This is a genomic window from Rahnella sp. PAMC25559 (assembly GCF_050632365.1).
GTDB lineage: Bacteria > Pseudomonadota > Gammaproteobacteria > Enterobacterales > Enterobacteriaceae > Rahnella > Rahnella rivi.
Map to the genome: position 1 here is coordinate 4,375,802 of NZ_CP192543.1, position 18,184 is coordinate 4,393,985.

The 18,184-nt window shown below is 56.8% G+C and carries 18 protein-coding genes; 3 read left to right on the plus strand and 15 right to left on the minus strand.

The window, feature by feature from the left end; genetic code table 11:
- Positions 1 to 79 precede the first annotated feature (79 nt).
- From ACQZQY_RS21135 to mtnK, 3 genes are all read right to left on the minus strand, one after another.
- The gene (locus ACQZQY_RS21135; protein WP_122097376.1) at positions 80 to 1,477 is read right to left on the minus strand and encodes a carbohydrate porin; all 1,398 of its coding nucleotides are present in this window, start codon (positions 1,475 to 1,477) and stop codon (positions 80 to 82) included.
- 295 nt (positions 1,478 to 1,772) lie between these two features.
- Positions 1,773 to 2,243, minus strand: coding sequence for a DUF1456 family protein (locus ACQZQY_RS21140; protein ID WP_056781497.1), 471 nt, complete (start codon positions 2,241 to 2,243; stop codon positions 1,773 to 1,775).
- Positions 2,244 to 2,338: 95 nt separating this feature from the next.
- Positions 2,339 to 3,538: an S-methyl-5-thioribose kinase gene (gene mtnK, locus ACQZQY_RS21145; RefSeq protein WP_431296358.1), complete on the minus strand. Its 1,200-nt coding sequence runs from the start codon at positions 3,536 to 3,538 to the stop codon at positions 2,339 to 2,341.
- A 117-nt stretch (positions 3,539 to 3,655) separates the two neighbouring features.
- Here mtnK and mtnA point away from each other — a divergent pair, with 117 nt between their 5' ends.
- Positions 3,656 to 4,684, plus strand: a complete 1,029-nt coding sequence (gene mtnA / locus ACQZQY_RS21150; RefSeq protein ID WP_431296359.1) for an S-methyl-5-thioribose-1-phosphate isomerase — start codon at positions 3,656 to 3,658, stop codon at positions 4,682 to 4,684.
- Positions 4,685 to 4,758: 74 nt separating this feature from the next.
- Here the strand turns inward: mtnA and rbsK are convergent, their stop codons facing one another.
- From rbsK to ACQZQY_RS21210, 12 genes are all read right to left on the minus strand, one after another.
- Positions 4,759 to 5,691 carry a ribokinase gene (gene rbsK / locus ACQZQY_RS21155; RefSeq protein WP_421670962.1) on the minus strand — a complete coding sequence of 311 codons (933 nt, stop codon included), beginning with the start codon at positions 5,689 to 5,691 and terminating at the stop codon, positions 4,759 to 4,761.
- Positions 5,688 to 6,632, minus strand: a complete 945-nt coding sequence (alsK, locus tag ACQZQY_RS21160) for an allose kinase (RefSeq protein ID WP_122097372.1) — start codon at positions 6,630 to 6,632, stop codon at positions 5,688 to 5,690. Before alsK ends, rbsK begins: the two co-directional genes overlap by 4 nt.
- A 15-nt stretch (positions 6,633 to 6,647) precedes the next feature.
- Positions 6,648 to 7,328, minus strand: coding sequence for a D-allulose 6-phosphate 3-epimerase (gene alsE, locus ACQZQY_RS21165; protein ID WP_390972951.1), 681 nt, complete (start codon positions 7,326 to 7,328; stop codon positions 6,648 to 6,650).
- A 38-nt stretch (positions 7,329 to 7,366) separates the two neighbouring features.
- Positions 7,367 to 8,452 carry an ABC transporter permease gene (locus ACQZQY_RS21170; RefSeq protein ID WP_183848034.1) on the minus strand — a complete coding sequence of 362 codons (1,086 nt, stop codon included), beginning with the start codon at positions 8,450 to 8,452 and terminating at the stop codon, positions 7,367 to 7,369.
- A gap of 11 nt (positions 8,453 to 8,463) precedes the next feature.
- Positions 8,464 to 9,453: an ABC transporter permease gene (locus ACQZQY_RS21175; RefSeq protein ID WP_431296360.1), complete on the minus strand. Its 990-nt coding sequence runs from the start codon at positions 9,451 to 9,453 to the stop codon at positions 8,464 to 8,466.
- Entirely contained in the window at positions 9,446 to 10,978 is a 1,533-nt protein-coding gene (locus ACQZQY_RS21180; RefSeq protein WP_431296361.1) for a sugar ABC transporter ATP-binding protein, read from the minus strand. The genes ACQZQY_RS21175 and ACQZQY_RS21180 overlap by 8 nt, the downstream gene beginning before the upstream one ends.
- 2 nt (positions 10,979 to 10,980) lie before the next feature.
- On the minus strand, positions 10,981 to 11,967 hold the full coding sequence (locus tag ACQZQY_RS21185; protein WP_221298082.1) for a substrate-binding domain-containing protein: 987 nt from the start codon (positions 11,965 to 11,967) through the stop codon (positions 10,981 to 10,983).
- Positions 11,968 to 11,969: 2 nt separating this feature from the next.
- Positions 11,970 to 12,842, minus strand: a complete 873-nt coding sequence (locus ACQZQY_RS21190; protein ID WP_431296362.1) for a DeoR/GlpR family DNA-binding transcription regulator — start codon at positions 12,840 to 12,842, stop codon at positions 11,970 to 11,972.
- A gap of 451 nt (positions 12,843 to 13,293) precedes the next feature.
- Positions 13,294 to 14,037, minus strand: a complete 744-nt coding sequence (locus tag ACQZQY_RS21195) for an SDR family oxidoreductase (protein WP_056781522.1) — start codon at positions 14,035 to 14,037, stop codon at positions 13,294 to 13,296.
- A gap of 95 nt (positions 14,038 to 14,132) precedes the next feature.
- Positions 14,133 to 14,678, minus strand: a complete 546-nt coding sequence (locus tag ACQZQY_RS21200; protein ID WP_431296363.1) for a 1,2-dihydroxy-3-keto-5-methylthiopentene dioxygenase — start codon at positions 14,676 to 14,678, stop codon at positions 14,133 to 14,135.
- A gap of 11 nt (positions 14,679 to 14,689) precedes the next feature.
- Complete coding sequence (gene mtnC / locus ACQZQY_RS21205) at positions 14,690 to 15,376, minus strand: acireductone synthase (RefSeq protein ID WP_122097367.1); 687 nt, start codon at positions 15,374 to 15,376, stop codon at positions 14,690 to 14,692.
- The gene (locus ACQZQY_RS21210; protein WP_217204654.1) at positions 15,373 to 15,987 is read right to left on the minus strand and encodes a methylthioribulose 1-phosphate dehydratase; all 615 of its coding nucleotides are present in this window, start codon (positions 15,985 to 15,987) and stop codon (positions 15,373 to 15,375) included. Before ACQZQY_RS21210 ends, mtnC begins: the two co-directional genes overlap by 4 nt.
- A gap of 204 nt (positions 15,988 to 16,191) precedes the next feature.
- On the opposite strand from ACQZQY_RS21210, the gene ACQZQY_RS21215 reads away from it, so the two are divergent.
- A complete protein-coding gene (locus ACQZQY_RS21215; protein WP_431296364.1) occupies positions 16,192 to 17,352 on the plus strand; it encodes a pyridoxal phosphate-dependent aminotransferase in 1,161 nt (386 codons plus the stop codon).
- The gene (locus tag ACQZQY_RS21220) at positions 17,340 to 18,113 is read left to right on the plus strand and encodes an amidohydrolase (protein WP_056781534.1); all 774 of its coding nucleotides are present in this window, start codon (positions 17,340 to 17,342) and stop codon (positions 18,111 to 18,113) included. The genes ACQZQY_RS21215 and ACQZQY_RS21220 overlap by 13 nt, the downstream gene beginning before the upstream one ends.
- The last annotated feature ends 71 nt before the right edge of the window (positions 18,114 to 18,184 follow it).

An 18,184-nucleotide genomic window follows, 5' to 3' on the forward strand; every position in this document is an offset into this window, starting at 1 on the left:
CTCTTTTCTGACCAATAAAAAAGCCTGAGTGCAAAACACTCAGGCTTTTTCTTTTGTATTGCCGAAGTAAGATCGGAAATCAGAAGAAGTATTTGAAGCGCACACGCCCGCCGTAACGTTGCTCGCTGTCGTCGTCATTGGAATAGGTTTTATCCCCATCCAGCATCGACATATACGCCCCGAGATAGACGTTAAAGTTCTGCATATTCATCACGTTCGGGATCAGGTAGCTGGCATGAATGGTATGAATATCATAGCTGCCCGGCTCATTGAACCAGTCGTCATCGTAGTCAGACGCACGCACGCCATCCATGCTGAAGTCTTCGATTTTGTTATGCGCGTAGATGTAGCCCAGTTCGAAACGTTTCCACAACGCATTCGCGCCGACCGTGAAATCTTTTTCGTCACTGGCATCCATGTACGCCGTGCTGAGGTTTGCCACGATGCCATTTTCAGGGTCCGCTTTCTGGCCGTTCCAGGTCATGGTCATGCCGTAACCGTTACGTTTAGACTGATCGATGGTTTCGCCCTGATCATTCTTGTAACCGTACGCATTATTCACCACGTTGGTTTCCGCCGCCGCCGCCACCGAGAATGCGTCCCCTTTCCAGGCAATCACAGGGCGCAGATACGCCACGTTTTTATCCTGTTCCAGTTTGTTACCGTGGTAGTTTTGCTCGGCGAACAGCGAGGTCCCGTCTTCGAGCAAGGTATTGAGCTCGAAATACCAGTTGCCGATATTTTTATTCAGCAGGATGTTACCGCCGCTGTCGCTGCGTCCGCGCCCTTCTTTCATCATATACACATAGCCGTAACCATCGGCATACAGGTCGTTGGCCGTATTACCGGAGTACTCGATGAAGGTATCCTGATTAAGCGGGAACATATCGTAAGCTTCGAACCGGCCAATTTTGGCCATCCAGTCTTTCTCTTCACCGAAGAAGAACGCGGCATCATCAAGGGTCATTGACCCGTTGAGGTCGGCGGTCGGCTGAACAGAGAATCCGGAGAACTGGCCGTTATCATTTCGGCGATAACCATCAAGGCCGATCAGTAAACGCCCGTTCACATCCCAGCGCTCATTGGTGCCTGGTCGCCAGTTTTTATTATCACTGGTGCGTATTGACGTTAATTGTCCGCTGCGACTGGCGCCGTCGACGTTAAATTCCACATCGCCGTATAATTTCAAATTATCGAAACCATTCAGTGTTAATAATTTGTCTTTCGATATTCCTTCGGTTTTCACTTCTACCGGATTGGCTTCTTTCACGCTGGCTATTTCCTGCCCGCGCTGCACATCCTGTTTTTTCAACTGTTGGATCTGTTTCTCTGCCGTATCTGCCCGTGCTTCAGCCTGCTGGAGGCGCTGCTCAAGCAGTGCCATACGCGCTTCCAGACTGGAGGGAGCCCCCGAAGCAAACGCGGAACCCGACACCGCAAGACCCATCAAAAGAGCAATCGGCTTAATTTTTCTCATGTGTTGATGTCCTTTTCTTATACCCAGATTAACATTCAGCGTTGAATTAAATTCAGCTGTATTATTTTTTTAAAATATAAGCCAGTGGAGGTTTGGCGAGGACTGAAGATAATAGGCAGAGGAATGGACTGTCAAAAAACAAACCGGTGAAACGTGAAGTTGAACTGTAATAACGAAATTTCATTCCTGTAAAACCAATAAACGTAAAACGGGGCGCTTTTATTAAAAGCGCCCCGTTTAATATGTCATTTAAATAAATACATTTAATTTATTTATCAGCTGAATTCGTTAATGCTCAGCTTTTTTTAGGACGGACTCTGGCCGTCAGGCCTTTCAGAAAGTAACGCAACACCTGATCACCGCACGGGCGGTAGTTCTTGTGGCCTTCTTTGCGGAAGAATGCGCTCAGTTCGCCTTCGGAGACTTTGAAATCTGCCGCCGTCAGCACGGCGATCATGTCTTCGGTTTTCAGCTCAAACGCCACACGCAGTTTTTTCAGCATGATGTTATTGGTCAGGCGTTTTTCAACTTCCGGTGCCGGGAAGCGATCGTCTTTACCGCGTCTGAAGGTGATCAGGCCGTTAAGGAAGTTCGCCATCACTTCATCAGGCACTTCCATGTAACCTTCTTCATCTTCTTTTTTCAGATAACGGGACATCACTTCAGGGCTGACCGGCGTGCCGGTCGTCTTGAGGATCTCGATCAGCTGGCCTTCGCTCATATCCAGCATGTAGCGGACACTGCGTAAGACGTGGTTATGCATCATAATTCTGTATTCCTGTTAAAAGTAAACCGAGGAAATGCCACCGGGTTTACCCCTACGCACCTCGAAGGCGGGCATTATACAAGAAACTCACAGGATTAGCTGAACTGACGTATCCGTGCAATAAGTGACTCCACGTCGCCGATTTGGTGTGCAGTGAGGATCAGTTTTTGGCCGAGGCTCAGCGCATGGCGCTGACAATCGGCGCGCATCTCTGCATCTTTAATGGTATCGAGATCCGCCACGTGCGCCAGCCCGATGGTGCGGCGGATAAGTTCCGCGCCGCAATATCCCACGGCATCGTGCCAGACATCTTGCAGGTAGATTTCCGCATAACCCGGTTCCGCCAGCGTCGGATCCTGAGATTTTTCACGCGCCAGTTGCAGGAAGCGTTCGGAAAAACTCAGCCACAGCTCACGCACATCTTTCAGGCGCTGTTCACGGCCATCCGCCGCTTCGCGCACGCCCACCAGCCCCGGCAGACCGCAGTAATTGAGCAGCAAATTGCCGATAGCCGAGCCCGGATCAAATCCCAGCGGGCCGTAATAACCAAATTCTGCATCGATAGCTTTAAGTTTACCTTCCGCCACGAAAATCGAACCACTGTGAATATCCCCGTGCAGCAGCGCTTCGGCTTTCGTCAGGAACCGGTGTTTCAGCGCGGCCACGGCCAGCCGCAACGGTTTATCAGCGCGCAGCGCGGTCACTTCTGGCAGCAGCAGCGGATCCACATTATTGCGTTCGTGATCGACGTACGGATCGGTGAAAAACAGATCTTCGGTGATCTGACACAGTTCAGGGTTAGTAAAGCGCGAGACTTCGGCTTTCTTGGTTTGCGCATTCTGGTAGAAATCGGAGGTGTGAAACAGCGTCTGCGCCAGATACTCGCCCAGCTGGCTGGCGGCCTGCGGGTAGTCGTTTCCCTGCACCAGTTCGCTGCGCCAGATCTGATGATCCGACAGATCTTCCTGCACCATCACCGCCAGTTCCGCGTCGTGATGCAGCACTTTGACCGTATGTTGCGGGCAATACTGACCGTGAATGATCAGGGTTTCGGCTTCGATGCGCGCACGATCTAACGTCAGTGGCCAGGACTCGCCCACGCAGCGCACATAAGGCAGCGCCTGTTTGACAATCACCCGGCTTTTCCCCGTCGTATCGCGGATCTTGAACACCAGATTCAGGTTTCCGTCACCGATTTCATCGGCGGTGACCAGGGAGTGTGGATCCGCCACGCCGCCGAACTGGCGGGCATATTCAACGGCATCTGCGGCGGTAAACGTGTAGTAGCGCGACATCCTGACCTCTCGAATTCTTTTTTCAGCCTTAAAAGCGTTTAGACGTCTATACATCTATAAAACATGTTGGCAGAATAAGTAATCAGATGCAACTGGGCAACAAGGATTTAACCGACCATGCAAAGTCTCACAACCACCAGTTTACGAATTCGCGAAAATCAGCTGTGGATCCTCGATCAGCAGGCCCTGCCCCAGCGCGCTGACTGGCGTGAATGTCGCAACGTCAGCGAGCTGGTGGATCATATCCGCACCCTGCGTGTACGCGGTGCGCCACTGATTGGCTTGTCCGCCAGCCTGCTGCTGGCCTTGCTGGCCGAAGAGGGAATGTCTCAGGATGCCCTGCATGATTCACTGGAAACGCTGCGCGCCTCGCGCCCGACGGCGGTTAACCTGATGAACAATCTCGACCGCATGAAAGCCGCATTGCATCAATCTGATTACGTGAAAGCGTTAGCGGAAGAAGCCCTGCGTCTGGTGGAAGAAGACCGGGCACTGTGCGACAGCATTGCAGATCACGGTGCCGCGCTGGTCACGCCCGGCAGCCGCCTGCTGACGCATTGCAACACCGGCGGGCTGGCAACAGCGGGCGTCGGCACGGCGATTGGCGTTATCCGCCGCGCGCACGGGCTGGGCAATGTGCAACAGGTGTGGGTGGATGAAACCCGCCCGCTGTTACAGGGCGGGCGTCTGACGGCCTGGGAGCTCGGCGAACTGGGCATTCCTTACCAGCTGATTTGCGATTCAATGGCCGCCAGTCTGATGGCACAAAAACGCGTGGATGCCATCTGGGTCGGCGCTGACCGTATTGCCGCCAACGGCGATGTCGCCAATAAAATTGGCACTTACAGTCTGGCGGTGCTGGCGAAATACCACGGCATTCCGTTTTATGTCGCCGCGCCGCACACCACCCACGATCCGCACTGCCCGAACGGTGCCGCGATCCCTATCGAACAGCGCGCAGCGAGTGAAGTGACCGGCGTTTCCGGCAGTTTTGGTGCCGTGCAATGGGCACCGGTTGACGCCCAGGTTTACAACCCGGCGTTTGATGTCACTCCGGCTGAACTGATCAGCGGATGGGTGCTGGATGTCGGTGTGGTGACGCCGGTTCAGGTGCGGGATGGGATATTGACTCAGGCGCTGAAGTAGCAAGTGCTCGCTTTGCTCTTCCCCGGCCAGGGGAAGAGCACAAAAACTCCGCAACCGCCTGTCGCCGTGAAGTGTTAAACCACCGCCATCCGCATTCTTTCCCGTGCTTCCTCATACGTCGGCATCGATGCCGCCGCGCCTGCCCGTTCCACACAAACAGACGCATAGGCAGAAGCAAATTGTGCCGCTTCGCGAAGGGTGACACCGGCGGCCAGCTGCGAAGCCAGCGCACCGTTAAAGGCGTCGCCTGCGCCGGTGGTATCAACCGGGGTGGCCGGACAGGCGTGGATAATCTGCGTGTCGCCGTTCACCGAAAGCAGCGCGCCCTGCGTGCCCAAGGTGATGATCAGCGCCTGTATGCCTTTGGCGTGCAGCGCGTGGGCGGCGCGTTCGGCGGAAGGAATATCGCAGACGTCGATGCCGGTGAGCAGCGTGCATTCCGTGGCGTTTGGCGTGAGTAAATCCACCTGCGCCAGCAGATGGTCGGACACCGGCTGGAACGGCGCGGGGTTGAGGATAATGTAGGTGCCGTTGTCTTTCGCGATGCCGATCAGTTTTTCAATCGCAGGCAGATTGTTTTCGAGCTGAGTCAGCAGGATATCGGCGGCAGCCACCGCCGGGCGGCACTGTTCCACTTCTTCGTCGGTGACCGTCAGGTTTGCGCCCGGATCAACGGCAATCATGTTTTCGGCATCAGCGCCGGCGACATAAATCAGCGCGTTGCCGGTCGGGCATTCGCTGGTGGAAAACAGCGTGACGGCGTCGAAACCGGCGCTGTCGAGGTGGCGGCGGGCGAACATGCCGAAATCATCGCGGCCCACTTTGCCGATGTAATGCACCCGCGCACCGGCGCGCAGCGCGGCGACCGCCTGGTTTGCGCCCTTGCCGCCCGCGCCCATCATGCTGTTACGGGCAATCAGGGATTCGCCCGGTTTGGGGAAACGCGCCATGCCGGCGACGATATCGAGGTTGAAAGAACCAAATACGCATACCTTGCCTTTGTTCATGCCTCTCTCCTGAAGGAAAATGTTCCGGCAGCCAGAGCTGGCTGCGACGGAAAAACGCGCTGTGCGGCTAAACACGCGCCACGGCAACCCGTCTCGTCGGTCACGGCGCTGAAATGAATCGTGAGATCGTTGGCCGGATACGGACTGCGTAAATGGCTGCGTAACTGCCGTTCGAGTTCGGCCAGTGGGAAGTTCTCCATCGCCAGCACGCCGCCGCCCAGCACTAAATAGCCGGGATCCAGAATGTTCATTTCGCTGGCGACAGTGCGCGCCAGCCGTGCCACAAATTCGGTTAAATCCACATGCCCGGCGTGACGCACAAACAGCTCGGCGAACGGCGTCTGTGGCGCGTGTTGCCGCGCCCAGCCGGTCAGCCAGTTACCGGAAGTGAGCGTCTCGACGCAGCCGGTTTTACCACAAGGGCAGAGTAGCGGATTCCCCGCCAGCGGAATGTGCCCCAGCTCCCCGGCACCGCCGTGCGCGCCGTGGTAAAAATCCCCGTTGATCCACAAACTGTTGCCAAGACCCGTGCCGAGATACAGCCCGACGGCGACATCCGGCAGCGCGCCGTGCTGCGTTAAATCCCACCACATCAGATGGTTAACGTCTTTGTCCATCGCCACTGGCAGATGCAAACGTTGTGAGAGCAGCGCCGCCACCGGCTGGTTATCCAGCGCGGAAACAAACGGCAGCGACAGTACGGTCTGGCGGTCGCGGGACAATATTCCCGGCAGCCCGAGCATCACCTGCGCCACCTGATGATGCGGATCCTGCTCCTGCAAATACGTCGTGATCAGGTTTTCCAGCCCCTGTAACGGGTCAGTCTGCCCCGCCCAGCGTTGGGTCGGGGTTTTGTGGTAGCCGCGAAAATTTTGCTGGCTGTCCATCAGCATTAAACGGGTATTGGTGCCCCCGACATCCACTCCAAGAAAGTGCGGCATACGGCTCTCCTGCCCTCAGGCTGCGTGACGCGCCTGACGCATCTGATCGAGCATTTTGTCCCAGGCAATATCCAGATCGCTGTCCAGCGTGAACAGGCCGGAACTGCCGACGATCAGCACTTCCGCGCCCGCGCTCATCAGATCCTGATAGGTGCGAAGATTGCAGGAACCGTCGATTTCGATCAGATAGCGGTAACCTTTTTGCTGTTTGAGATCGCGCAGCTGGGCGATTTTCCCGAGCATTTCAGGGATGAACGGCTGACCGGCATAGCCCGGATCCACGGTCATCACGGTGATTTTATCCAGCAGATGAATGTAGTGCTGGATGTACTCCACCGGCGTCGCGGGGTTGAGCACCACGCCGACTTTTTTACCCAGCGAGCGGATCTGATTGATGATGCGGAACGCGTCGCGGTTAATGGTTTCGGCGTGCGGGCAGATAAAATCGGCACCGGCAAGGGCAATCGGCTCGATAAAGTCAGCCGGGTTTTCCACCATCATATGCACGTCCAGAACCAGCGGCGTGTGCGGGCGGATCTGCTCGATAAAGAACGGCGACAGGGTGATATTTTTGACGTAATGGCCGTCCATGATGTCGATGTGCAGCATGTCGGCGCGGCGGTTCAGCACTTCGAGTTGCTGTTTGATGTCGATCAGGCTCATGCACATCAGCGACGGAGAAATTTTGTATTCCATGATGTTTTCCTAAGTCAAAGGCAATGTTAAAAGAGTGTTTAAGGTTGAGCCGCCCGCGCTTTGGCAGCGCTCATTCGCCCCGCCCTTTTTTGCAGAAAACGGCTGCGGAAGAATTTCAGCGCCAGCACCACAATCAGTACCGCGCCCCACATCGCCAGGCTGAAATGCGGGCTGACGTTCATCAGGTTCAGGCCGGTGGAAATCACCTGCAGGACAATCAGCGAGAGCACCACGCCCGCCACTTTGCCGAATCCGCCGTTGGGATCCGTGCCGCCGAGAATGATGGCGAGCACCGTCAGCAACAGATAGGAATCGCCGTAGCCCATGCGCGCCGAGTTGAAGCGCGCCATCATGATCAGCCCGGCAATCACGCATAACATGCTGGAAATCACGTAGATGGCGATCAGCACGCGGTGGGTATTTACGCCGCTGAAATGGGTGGCGTTGATGTTGCTGCCGCTCATGTAGATATATTTACCGAGGCGGGTGCGTTCTAAAAACACCGCGACTAAGGCCGCCGTCAGCAGGAAGATAATCAGCGGCACCGGCACGCCGAGCAGGGTTTCCGCGCCGATAAAGCGCACGATATCCGGCATGCCGCTAATCGCCGCGCCGCGTGAAAGGTAGATGCCGACGCCGTTCACCATGGTCATGGTCGCCAGCGTCACCAGAATCGGATGTGCGCCGACATACGCCACCAGCGCGCCGGTCAGCATGCCAATCACCAGCGCCAGAATCATTGCGCCGACCAGCGCCAGCGTCAGCCACACCGCCTGCATCGCCATGCTGGCATCCGGCGGCAGCCAGGTGAGAAACACCCACGCCATCAGCAGGCTGGTCAGGTTCGCGGTGGCGATAATGCACAGATTCAGGCCACCGCTGAGGATCGGGATAAACATCGCCAGCGTCAGTAAACCGAGCTCCGGTAACTGGAAGGCGACGCTCATAAAGGTGGCGTCACTGAAGAAGCGCCCCGGCATCGCCAGGCTGAAACCGATGATCACCACCAGCAATAACAGCGATAACCCGAGCGTAGTGTTGTCGACTTTCAGCTTGCCGATTTTCAGACGAGGCCGCGCATCGGGCTTCGCTTTAAGACTCACATTTCTGCTTTTTGCGAACATAGCGGTTTTCCTCAGGCGAAGCCGACTTCGGTTTCTTTGCGTTTCTTATAATGGGTGACGGTGATGGCCGCGACGATCACCACGCCGATGACGATATTCATGAAGTAACTCGACACACCGATCAGGTTGAGGCCGTTTTTCAGCACGCCAATCAGGAACACGCCCATCAGCGTGCCGACCACGCTGCCTTTGCCGCCGTTGAGGCTGGCGCCGCCGAGTACCGCCGCGGCCAGCACATCCAGCTCGCCGCCGACCAGCGCATTCGGTACCACTTCACCAACGCGATACACCTGCACCAGCCCGCCAATCGCCGCCATCGCGCCGAGATAACCGTAAGCAAACAGATGCAATAATCCGACGCGGATACCGATACGGCGCGCGGATTCCTGATCACCGCCGACCGCAAAAAGCTGGCGTCCGAGGTGGGTTTTGTTGAGCAGGACCCAGCTCAGCCCGGCCACCGCCAGCATCACCAGTACCGGCAAACCAATCTGATAATGCTGCTCGCCGACGCTGAACGGCAGCACGCGGATCGGCGTGGTCAGCCAGTCCGGCAGGTCGTACAAGCTGGTGCCGTTGGTCAGCCACATCAGCATGCCAAACAGCAGCGACTGCATACTGATGGTGACGATGATCGACACGATGCGCAGGCAGTAGATCAGAATGGCGTTGATCATCCCGAGCACCGTGCCGATGGCGACCGCCAGTAAAATGCTGCCGGTCGGGCTGCTCAGGCCGTAGTGGATCGCCAGCGTGGCGATGGTGTACTGCACGACCGACGCCACGGCGGCGAACGAAATATCAATGCCGCCGGTGACCAGCACCACAAACAGGCCGAGGGCGAAAATGCCGCTGACGGCGTAGCTTTCGGTCAGATCCAGCAGGTTCTGCAAGGTCAGAAACTGATTGGTCAGTAAGGAAAAGGTGACGATAACCACCAGCAAAACCCAGGCTAAATAACCTTCGTTGCTGGACGGGCGTAACCGGCTGAGCTTAAGCATTGACCGCCTCCGCAAGTTGTTGTTGGGTGATCGCGCCCGGCAGATATTCGCCAACCACCGTGCCTTCGCTGAAATGCAGCACGCGGTCGCAGTTGAAATAGACTTCCGGCACTTCGTCGGAAATCAGCAGGATGGAAATCCCCTCTTCTGCCAGCTGGTGGATCAGCTGGTAAATGCTGGCTTTTGCGCCGACATCGACGCCGACCGTTGGCGAATCGAGGATCAGGATTTTCGGCTGCGTCAGCACCCATTTCGCGAGCACGATCTTTTGCTGATTGCCGCCGGAAAGCGTGGAGATCGCCTGATCAGGGTTTGCGACTTTGACGCCGAGTTTTTCGAGCCACTGCTGGATGATCTTGTTTTTGCGGTATTCGTCGATCAGATGAAAACGGCTGCGCAGCTGATCCATGATCGCCAGCACGGTGTTGTCGCCGACGGATTGTTGCTGGATCAAACCGAGCGTCAGGCGATCTTCCGAGACATAGCCGACGCCGGCTTTGATCGCGTCTTCATGGCTGCGAAAACGTACCGGTTTGCTGTCGAGGTAGATTTTGCCGCTGTCCGGTTTGGTCATGCCAAACAGGCTGAGCGCCAGTTCGGTGCGGCCCGAACCGAGCAGGCCACACAGGCCGAGCACTTCTCCGGCGTGCAGTTTGAAACTGACGTCGTGATACTGGCCCGCGCGGCTGAGTTTGTCGGCTTCCAGCATGATGCGTTCGTCATTCATGTTGGCGGCTTTCAGGCGGTAATCGAGTTTCAGGCCGGTCATCAGTTCGGTCAGGCGTTCGCTGCTGACTTCGCATGCGGGGAAGGTGCCGACTTTTTTGCCGTCACGGATCACCGTCACGCTGTCGGAAATCTCCAGCACTTCATCGAGGCGATGGCTGACGAACACCACGCTGATGCCTTTGCTTTTCAGGTAATGCACGGTGCGCAGCAGCTGATTCACTTCGGTGCGGGTCAGCGAGGCGGTCGGTTCATCCATAATCACTAAGCGCGCATCGGCCACCAGCGCGCGGCAAATCGCCACCTGCTGACGCTGGGCAATCGGCAGCGCCGAGACTTTGCTGTCGAGATCCAGCGTGTAGTTCAGCTCAGTCAGAATGCGCTGTGCGGTTTCCCGCAGGCGGGACGGACGGTACCAGCCCATCAGCCCTTGCAGGTTGTGGTCAAACGCGATGTTCTCGAACACGCTGAGATTGGGAAACAGCGACAGATCCTGATAAATCACCTGCACGCCAAACTGCCGTGCCTGATCCGGCGACAGTTTGCTGAAACGCTGGCTGCCCTGTGAGGCCGAGGTGAGCGTGATCTGGCAACCGTTATCCGGCTGGTAAACCCCCGAGATCACTTTGATCAACGTACTTTTCCCGCAGCCGTTGGTGCCCGCCAGGCAGTGAACTTCGCCCTGCATCAGCCGCAGGGAAATGTCGTTGAGCGCACGCTGTCCGCCAAAGGTTACCGACAGATTTTGCACATCAATCAGCGGCGCGTGGTCTGTTTGAATGATCTCGGAGATTGCCATGATTACAGCCCCATTTTGACCAGTTTCGGCAGGTTGGCTTTGTCCAGGCTTTCGGTTTCGTTGCCCAGAATGGTGCGCGTCGCTTCGTCCACTTTCACTTTGCCCATGCCTTCAATGGTCATGCCGTCAGTGATTTTTTCGCCTTTTTCCAGCTTCTCGGCGATGCGCACGAAGACTTCACCGGCGACCATCGGGTTCCAGATAAAGCCGCCCTTAATCGCGCCGGCTTTCACCAGACTTGCGCCCTGACCCGGACTGAACGGCCCGAACACGCAGATGTCGTCCGTTTTGCCACGGTTAAGCACCGCGCGGCCTGCGCCAATCGGGCCTTGTGAGCCGATCGCCAGAATGCCTTTCAGGTTGGCGTCTTTGGACATCAGATCGTTGGTGGTGCGGATGCTGTCATCGAGCGATTCACCGACGCCGAATTTGTCACCGACCAGATGCATATCCGGATAGTGTTCTTTCTGGTAATTGATGGCGGCATCGGCCCATTTCTGATGCAGCGGCACGGTCAGACTGCCGACGTATACCGCGTAATCGCCCTTCTCTTTCATGCACTGCGCCAGCGCGACCATGTGAGTAATGCCGTGCTGCGTGGCATCGACCATTTCGAAATCCCAGTCGGCGTATTTCTGATCCGGCGATTCATGCACGATGACTTTGATCCCGGCATCGTGTGCGCGTTTCAGCACCGGCTCCAGCACGCGGGCGTCGTTCGGCACCACGCCGATCACATCCACTTTCTGCGCGATCAGATCTTCAATCGCACGCACCTGCAATGCCGGATCCGCGCTGGTCGGCCCGACCTGCCACGCGTCGATCCCGCGTTTGGCCGCTTCGCTTTTGATCCCGGCTTCCATCGCGTTGAACCAGGCGTTACCGCCCACTTTCACCACCACGCCCATGCGGATTTTGTCGGCGGCGTGCGCAGACAGGGACAACATGGCTGTGGCGAACAGGCAGGCAAGAACGGATTTCTTGATCATGTTTACTCTCCTGGTAGGTCAGTTATGTGCCGCAGCTGACGCGCCGTTGCGGCTGTTTTAGTTTTTTTCTGTAGGGGTGACGGAGAAACTTCAATCACGTTAACGTTGCTCCAGGCCAGTTCCTGGCGGAATTCTTCATCCTCCAGATGGTCTGTTATCAGTGTGTCGATTTCCCGGTAGTGGCAGATCCGCGCAAAAGAGCGGCGGCCGAATTTGCTGGCGTCAGCCAGCAAAATTTTGTGCTCGGAGGACAACAGCATTTGCTGTTTCAGCCGCGCGTGATGCTCGTTACTTTCACGGATCCCGCCTTCGTGGCTGATGCCGTGACAGGAGAAAAACAGCTTGTTGATGACGAACTCTTTCAGCATTTGTTCGGCCAGCACACCGACGAAATCTTCATACTTCGCCGAGTATTCGCCACCCAGCCCGATCACCCGCACGTTGGCTTTCACCGCCAGCGTCTGAATGATGTGTACCGAGTTGGTCAGCACCACCAGCTGAATGTCGGGCAACTGGCGGGCCAGAAACCAACTGCTGGAACTGCTGTCGAGCAGCAGACAATCGCCGGGATTGATCAGTTGTAACGCCCGTTTGGCGATGCGCGTTTTGCTGTCCGGTGACTGATTACTGCGGTCACGAAAGGATTCGCCCTGCTCGATCTGCGAAGGCACATAGGTTTTTTCGCCCGCCGAATGCTCCATAAACACCGCGCCGCCGTGGCTGCGTAACAACACGCCGCGCTTTTCCAGCAGCGCCAGATCCCGCCGCGCCGTTTCCAGCGAGATGCGGCATAACTGCGACACTTCCTGCACCAGAATGCGTCCGCGCTGGCTGAGAATTTCGGTGATATAACGATGTCGCTCTACTGGCAGCATGTGGTGATTCCTCTTTCCCGATGTCAAATAGGATACGCAGCCGGATGCTCACGGAATGCGCAGTGCCTCAAAGGCGACCGTGCGCATTTTTTGCCACAATCGTCTTGTGATAGTTGTCACGAAAAGGTGAGAAAAGATGAAATGTTAAAGTTTGGATCTGTGGCGGGAACGGCATTAAATCGTCATTTGCGTTGCAACAAGACAGCAACAGATTTGCAAACGGTCACAATTCCTCGCGCTTACCGCTGACCGTTAATGACCGTTTGTGTGGAGTTGACCGTTTCAGCGATCAGTGGAAAAAAAACGCTGGCGTTGCGCCGGAAATTCGCTGTTTCACAAGATCAACAAACGCGCCTTTAATGGGCGCGCCGGGTGCGGCAAGGGAGGTGGGTTTACGCGGGTTTAATCGGGGTAAAACAGATGAAAAACGGGGAGCGATCCCCGTTTTCGGTTACCTGCCGCCGGCCAGCTCGAGAAAGCTGCCAGTGACGTAGGAGGCGGAATCTGACAGCAGCCAGGAAATGGCCTGAGCGACTTCTTCCGGCTGGCCGCCGCGCTGCATTGGCAGATTGGCTTTCACCCGATCCACCCGCCCCGGCTCCCCGCCGCTGGCGTGCATGTCGGTGTAGATAAGCCCAGGCCGCACGCCGTTAACGCGAATACCGTACGCCGCCACTTCCAGCGCCAGACCGGTGGTCAGGGTATCCACTGCGCCTTTCGACGCGGCGTAATCCACATATTCACCCGGTGCGCCCAGACGGGAAGCGGCGGAGGAGACATTGACAATCGCCCCGCCATTTCCGCCATGACGGTGCGACATGATTTTCACCGCCTCACGGCAGCACAGGAAATAACCGGTGACGTTGGTAGACAGCACTTTGTTGATACGTTCGGCGGAGAGATTTTCAAGGGTTGTCTGCTGGAACAAAATCCCGGCGTTATTCACCAGCGCGGTCACCGGCCCGAGTTCAGCGCTCAGCCGTCTGAACATCGCCACAACCTGTTCTTCGTCGGCAATATCGGCTTTCAGGGCGATGGCTTTTCCACCGGCCTGAAGGATGTCATCGACGACAGACTGCGCGGCGATGTCGTTATTGACGTAATTCACACCGACGGCGTAACCCTGCTGCGCAAGGAGAAGAGCCGTTGCGCGACCAATACCGCGGCTGGCACCGGTGACGAGGGCGATTTTCATAAGGAGGCTCCATCAGGGAAGTGAAGAAAGTGACGGCGCGGGCCGACGCCCACGCCCTTGCTACGGGCCTTAAACTTTCTCAAAGGCGAAAAAGCTTATTCCCCAAGCCGCGGATAGGCATCCGCAATCTTATCCCCGGTGAAGTGCGCCACCCAGCCTTCCTGATTATCGAATACACGGATCGCGGTGAAAGAAGGCGAACCTCCCATATCAAACCAGTGGCGGGTATTGGCCGGCACCGAAATCAGATCGTTTTTCTCGCATAGGATCTGAAAAATCTTCCCGTTCAGGTGCAGACAAAACAGCCCTGCGCCTTCCACGAAGAAACGCACTTCATCTTCCCCGTGGGTATGCTCGGAGAGAAATTTGGTGCGCAGCACGTCGCGCTGTTCGTGGTCGGGGCGCATGCTGATCACGTCCCAGCTCTGATAGCCCTTCTCGGCCACCAGTTTGTCGATTTCATGCTGATACGCGGCAATCACGTCCTGCGGCTGCGGGTGCTCGCCCAAATCGCGATCGGCCTGCCAGCGTTCAAAACGCACATCAATTTTACTCAGTTCGGCGGCGATGGCCTCGCCGTCACGGCTTTCCCAGACGGGTGCCGAAGGATCCTGGTCACTAAAAATCGTCAATGCACTCATGGTCAACCCTCTTATAAGAATGTTTCTAAGGCTATCTGATCAAAACGATTTACTTGCAGGTGATCGCTGAGCTCGTCAGCGTCATCGCGGATCAGCTGACAGGTGTGCCAGCCCGCTAAGCGCGCGGCGTCCAGTTCCTGACGGATGTCCGATAAAAACAGCAGATCCTGCGGCGGCAATATCAGCTGTTCGGCGATGTTCTGATACGACTCCGTTTCACGCTTGGCCCCGACGCGGGTATCGAAATATCCGCTGAACAGCGGCGTTAAATCACCCGCATCGCTGTAGCCAAACAGTAATTTTTGCGCATCCACCGAACCGGACGAATACACGCACAGTTGCAGGCCCTCGGCTTTCCACGCGTCCAGCTGCGGCGCGACGTCGTCATAAAGATGTCCGCGAAAATCACCGTTCTCATAACCGGTCCGCCAGATGATGCCCTGCAACACTTTCAGCGACGTCGATTTCACGTCGTTATCCATGTAAGTGAAAAGCTGCTCGATCAGCGCTTCGACGCTGGCCTGTGGCCGGTCGATTTCAGCGCGCAGGGCGTTCAGCGCGCCCGCGACGTCCGGCTGCTCATGCTCATGACGCAGGAATTCGGCGAGGCGCTGACGGGCATAAGGGAATAACACCTGATGCACAAAGCGGATATCCGTGGTGGTACCTTCAATATCAGTGACGATGGCGCGGATCATTTAGCCTCCAGCAGGCGACGTTGCAGTTCACACTGGAATAAGAATTCCAGCCCTTCCAGGTGGCGGCGCGCTTCGGCCACATCTTTGCCCCAGCAGGTCAGCCCGTGGCCGCGCAGCAGAAAACCATACTGCAACGGCGCGTGCTCTGCCGACGCCATGATCTTCTGCGCCAGAGCAGGAATATCCTGGCTGTTGTCGAAGATCGGGATCACCACCTGATCAAGGTGCGAGGTCTGGCCGCTGAGCGATTTCTGCATCTCATAGCCTTCCAGCACCAGCGCGCCGCTGCGCTCAACCCGCGACAACACGGTCGAGTTCACCGAATGGGTATGCAGCACCGCACCTGTTTCAGGATAGCGGGAATACAGCATCGTGTGCAGACCGGTTTCCGCAGACGGACGGCGGCCGCTGGGTGCCAGTCCGCTTTCCAGTTCCACCAGCAGGAAATCCTCTGCGGTGAGCGATCCTTTGTCTTTGCCTGATTCGGTGATCAGGCAATGTGCATCGCCTTCACGGATCGACATATTGCCGCCCGTCGCCGGGCTCCAGCCCTTCTGACCAATCCAGTGACAGGCCGCCAGCAGCGCGCCCAGTTGCAAATTCTCTGTCATCGTATTCCTGAAAGCTGTGCGTTGAGGGACGGAGTTCGGGATGAAAATGGCGATATCTATGATTTATAGCGATATACACAATGTGTCGCCGCTTAGACCAAATTGGCATTTAGCCATCTAAGCGTCTCGATTGCCAAATATTAACATCGTGTTATATTGTGAGCAACATCGCTATCTGCACCGGTCCAGGAGTATTGACCCGCCATGAGCACAGCCGCACTGACCCCCGAAAGTAAACTTCCTGCCCTGGGCACCACGATTTTCACCCAAATGAGTGCCCTGGCGCAGAAACACAATGCGATTAACCTGTCGCAGGGTTTTCCTGATTTCGATGGCCCGCAATATCTGAGAGATCGTCTGGCGTATCACGTCAGTCAGGGCGCGAACCAGTACGCGCCGATGACCGGCACCGCGCCGCTGCGCGAAGCGATTGCCGCGAAAACCGAACAGATTTACGGCTTTGCCCCGGATGCCAACACCGACATCACCATCACGGCGGGCGCGACCGAATCGCTGTATATCGCCATCACCGCGCTGGTGTCGAAAGGTGACGAAGTGATCGCCTTTGATCCGAGCTATGACTGTTATGCCCCGGCGGTAGAACTGGCGGGCGGCGTGATGAAACGCATTCAGTTGCAGCCGCCGGAATTCAAAGTGAACTGGGCGGAATTCGCCGATCAGATAACCGACCGCACCAAACTTGTGATCATCAATACGCCGCACAACCCGTCGGCCACCGTCTGGCGCCACAGCGACGTTGAGCAGCTCTGGCAGACCATTGCGGATAAACACATTTTCGTGCTGAGCGATGAAGTGTATGAGCACATCTGCTTCGCAGCGGAAGGCCACGCCAGCGTACTGCGTCATCCCGAGTTACGTCAGCGCGCCATCGCGGTGTCGTCATTCGGCAAAACCTATCACATGACCGGCTGGCGCGTGGGCTATTGCATCGCACCGGCGGTCATCAGCGCAGAACTGCGCAAGGTTCACCAGTATCTGACCTTCTCCATCACCACGCCGGTGCAGCTGGCGCTGGCGGATATGCTGCGGGAAGCGCCGGAACACTGGCAGGAATTACCGGCCTTTTATCAGGCCAAACGCGACCGTCTGGCGCAGGGGCTGGCGAACAGCCGCCTGAAAGTGTTACCGGGCCAGGGCACCTATTTCCTGCTGGTCGATTACAGTGACGTGTCCGATTTAGACGACGTTGCCTTCTGCCACTGGCTGACTGAACATGCGGGCGTGGCGGCGATTCCGATGTCGGTATTCTGCGCCGCCCCTTTCCCACATAAACTGATCCGGCTGTGCTTCGCCAAACAGGAAGCCACGCTGGACGCTGCCGCGGAGCGCCTGTGTCAACTTTGAAACTGTCCGTACTGCAACAGCCGCTGGTGTGGCTGGACGGCGAGGCCAACCTCGCGCATTTCGATGGCCTGCTCGGTGCGCTGACCGGCCGCGACCTGATTGTTCTTCCTGAAATGTTCACCACCGGTTTCGCCATGCAGGCGCCGGGCAGCGCGTTGCCGCAGTCGCGTGTGGTGCAATGGCTGCAACAGTGGGCGCAACAACTGAACGCCATGATTGGCGGCAGCGTCGCGCTGAGTACAACAGAAGGTGCCGTCAACCGTTTCCTGCTGGTTGAACCCCAGGGAAAAGTGCATTTTTATGACAAGCGCCATCTGTTCCGCATGGCCGGTGAACACCATTATTATGTGCCGGGTAAACGCCGTGAAATCGTCGAATGGCGCGGCTGGCGGATCCTGCCGCAGGTTTGTTACGACCTGCGTTTCCCTGTCGCCTCGCGCAATAATCAGGATTATGACCTGGCGCTTTACGTCGCCAACTGGCCGGCACGCCGCAGCCACCACTGGCAGACGCTGCTTACCGCCCGCGCGATTGAAAATCAGGCTTACGTGGCCGGATGTAACCGCGTCGGTGATGACGATAACGGCCATCATTACAGCGGTGACAGCCTGATCATTACTCCGCAGGGTGAAGAACTCGCGCGCGCCGAGCCGGGCTCCGCGATGATTATTGACGCCGAACTGTCGCTGGAAGCGTTGCAGGATTACCGGGAAGCCTTCCCCGCCTGGCGCGATGCCGACACGTTTTTGCTGCACGAGTGATCGGCCAGAAACTCAGCGTTTCGTCAGGAAAAGCTCGCGTCAGTCACGCCGGGGCTGTTTGATAAAACGAA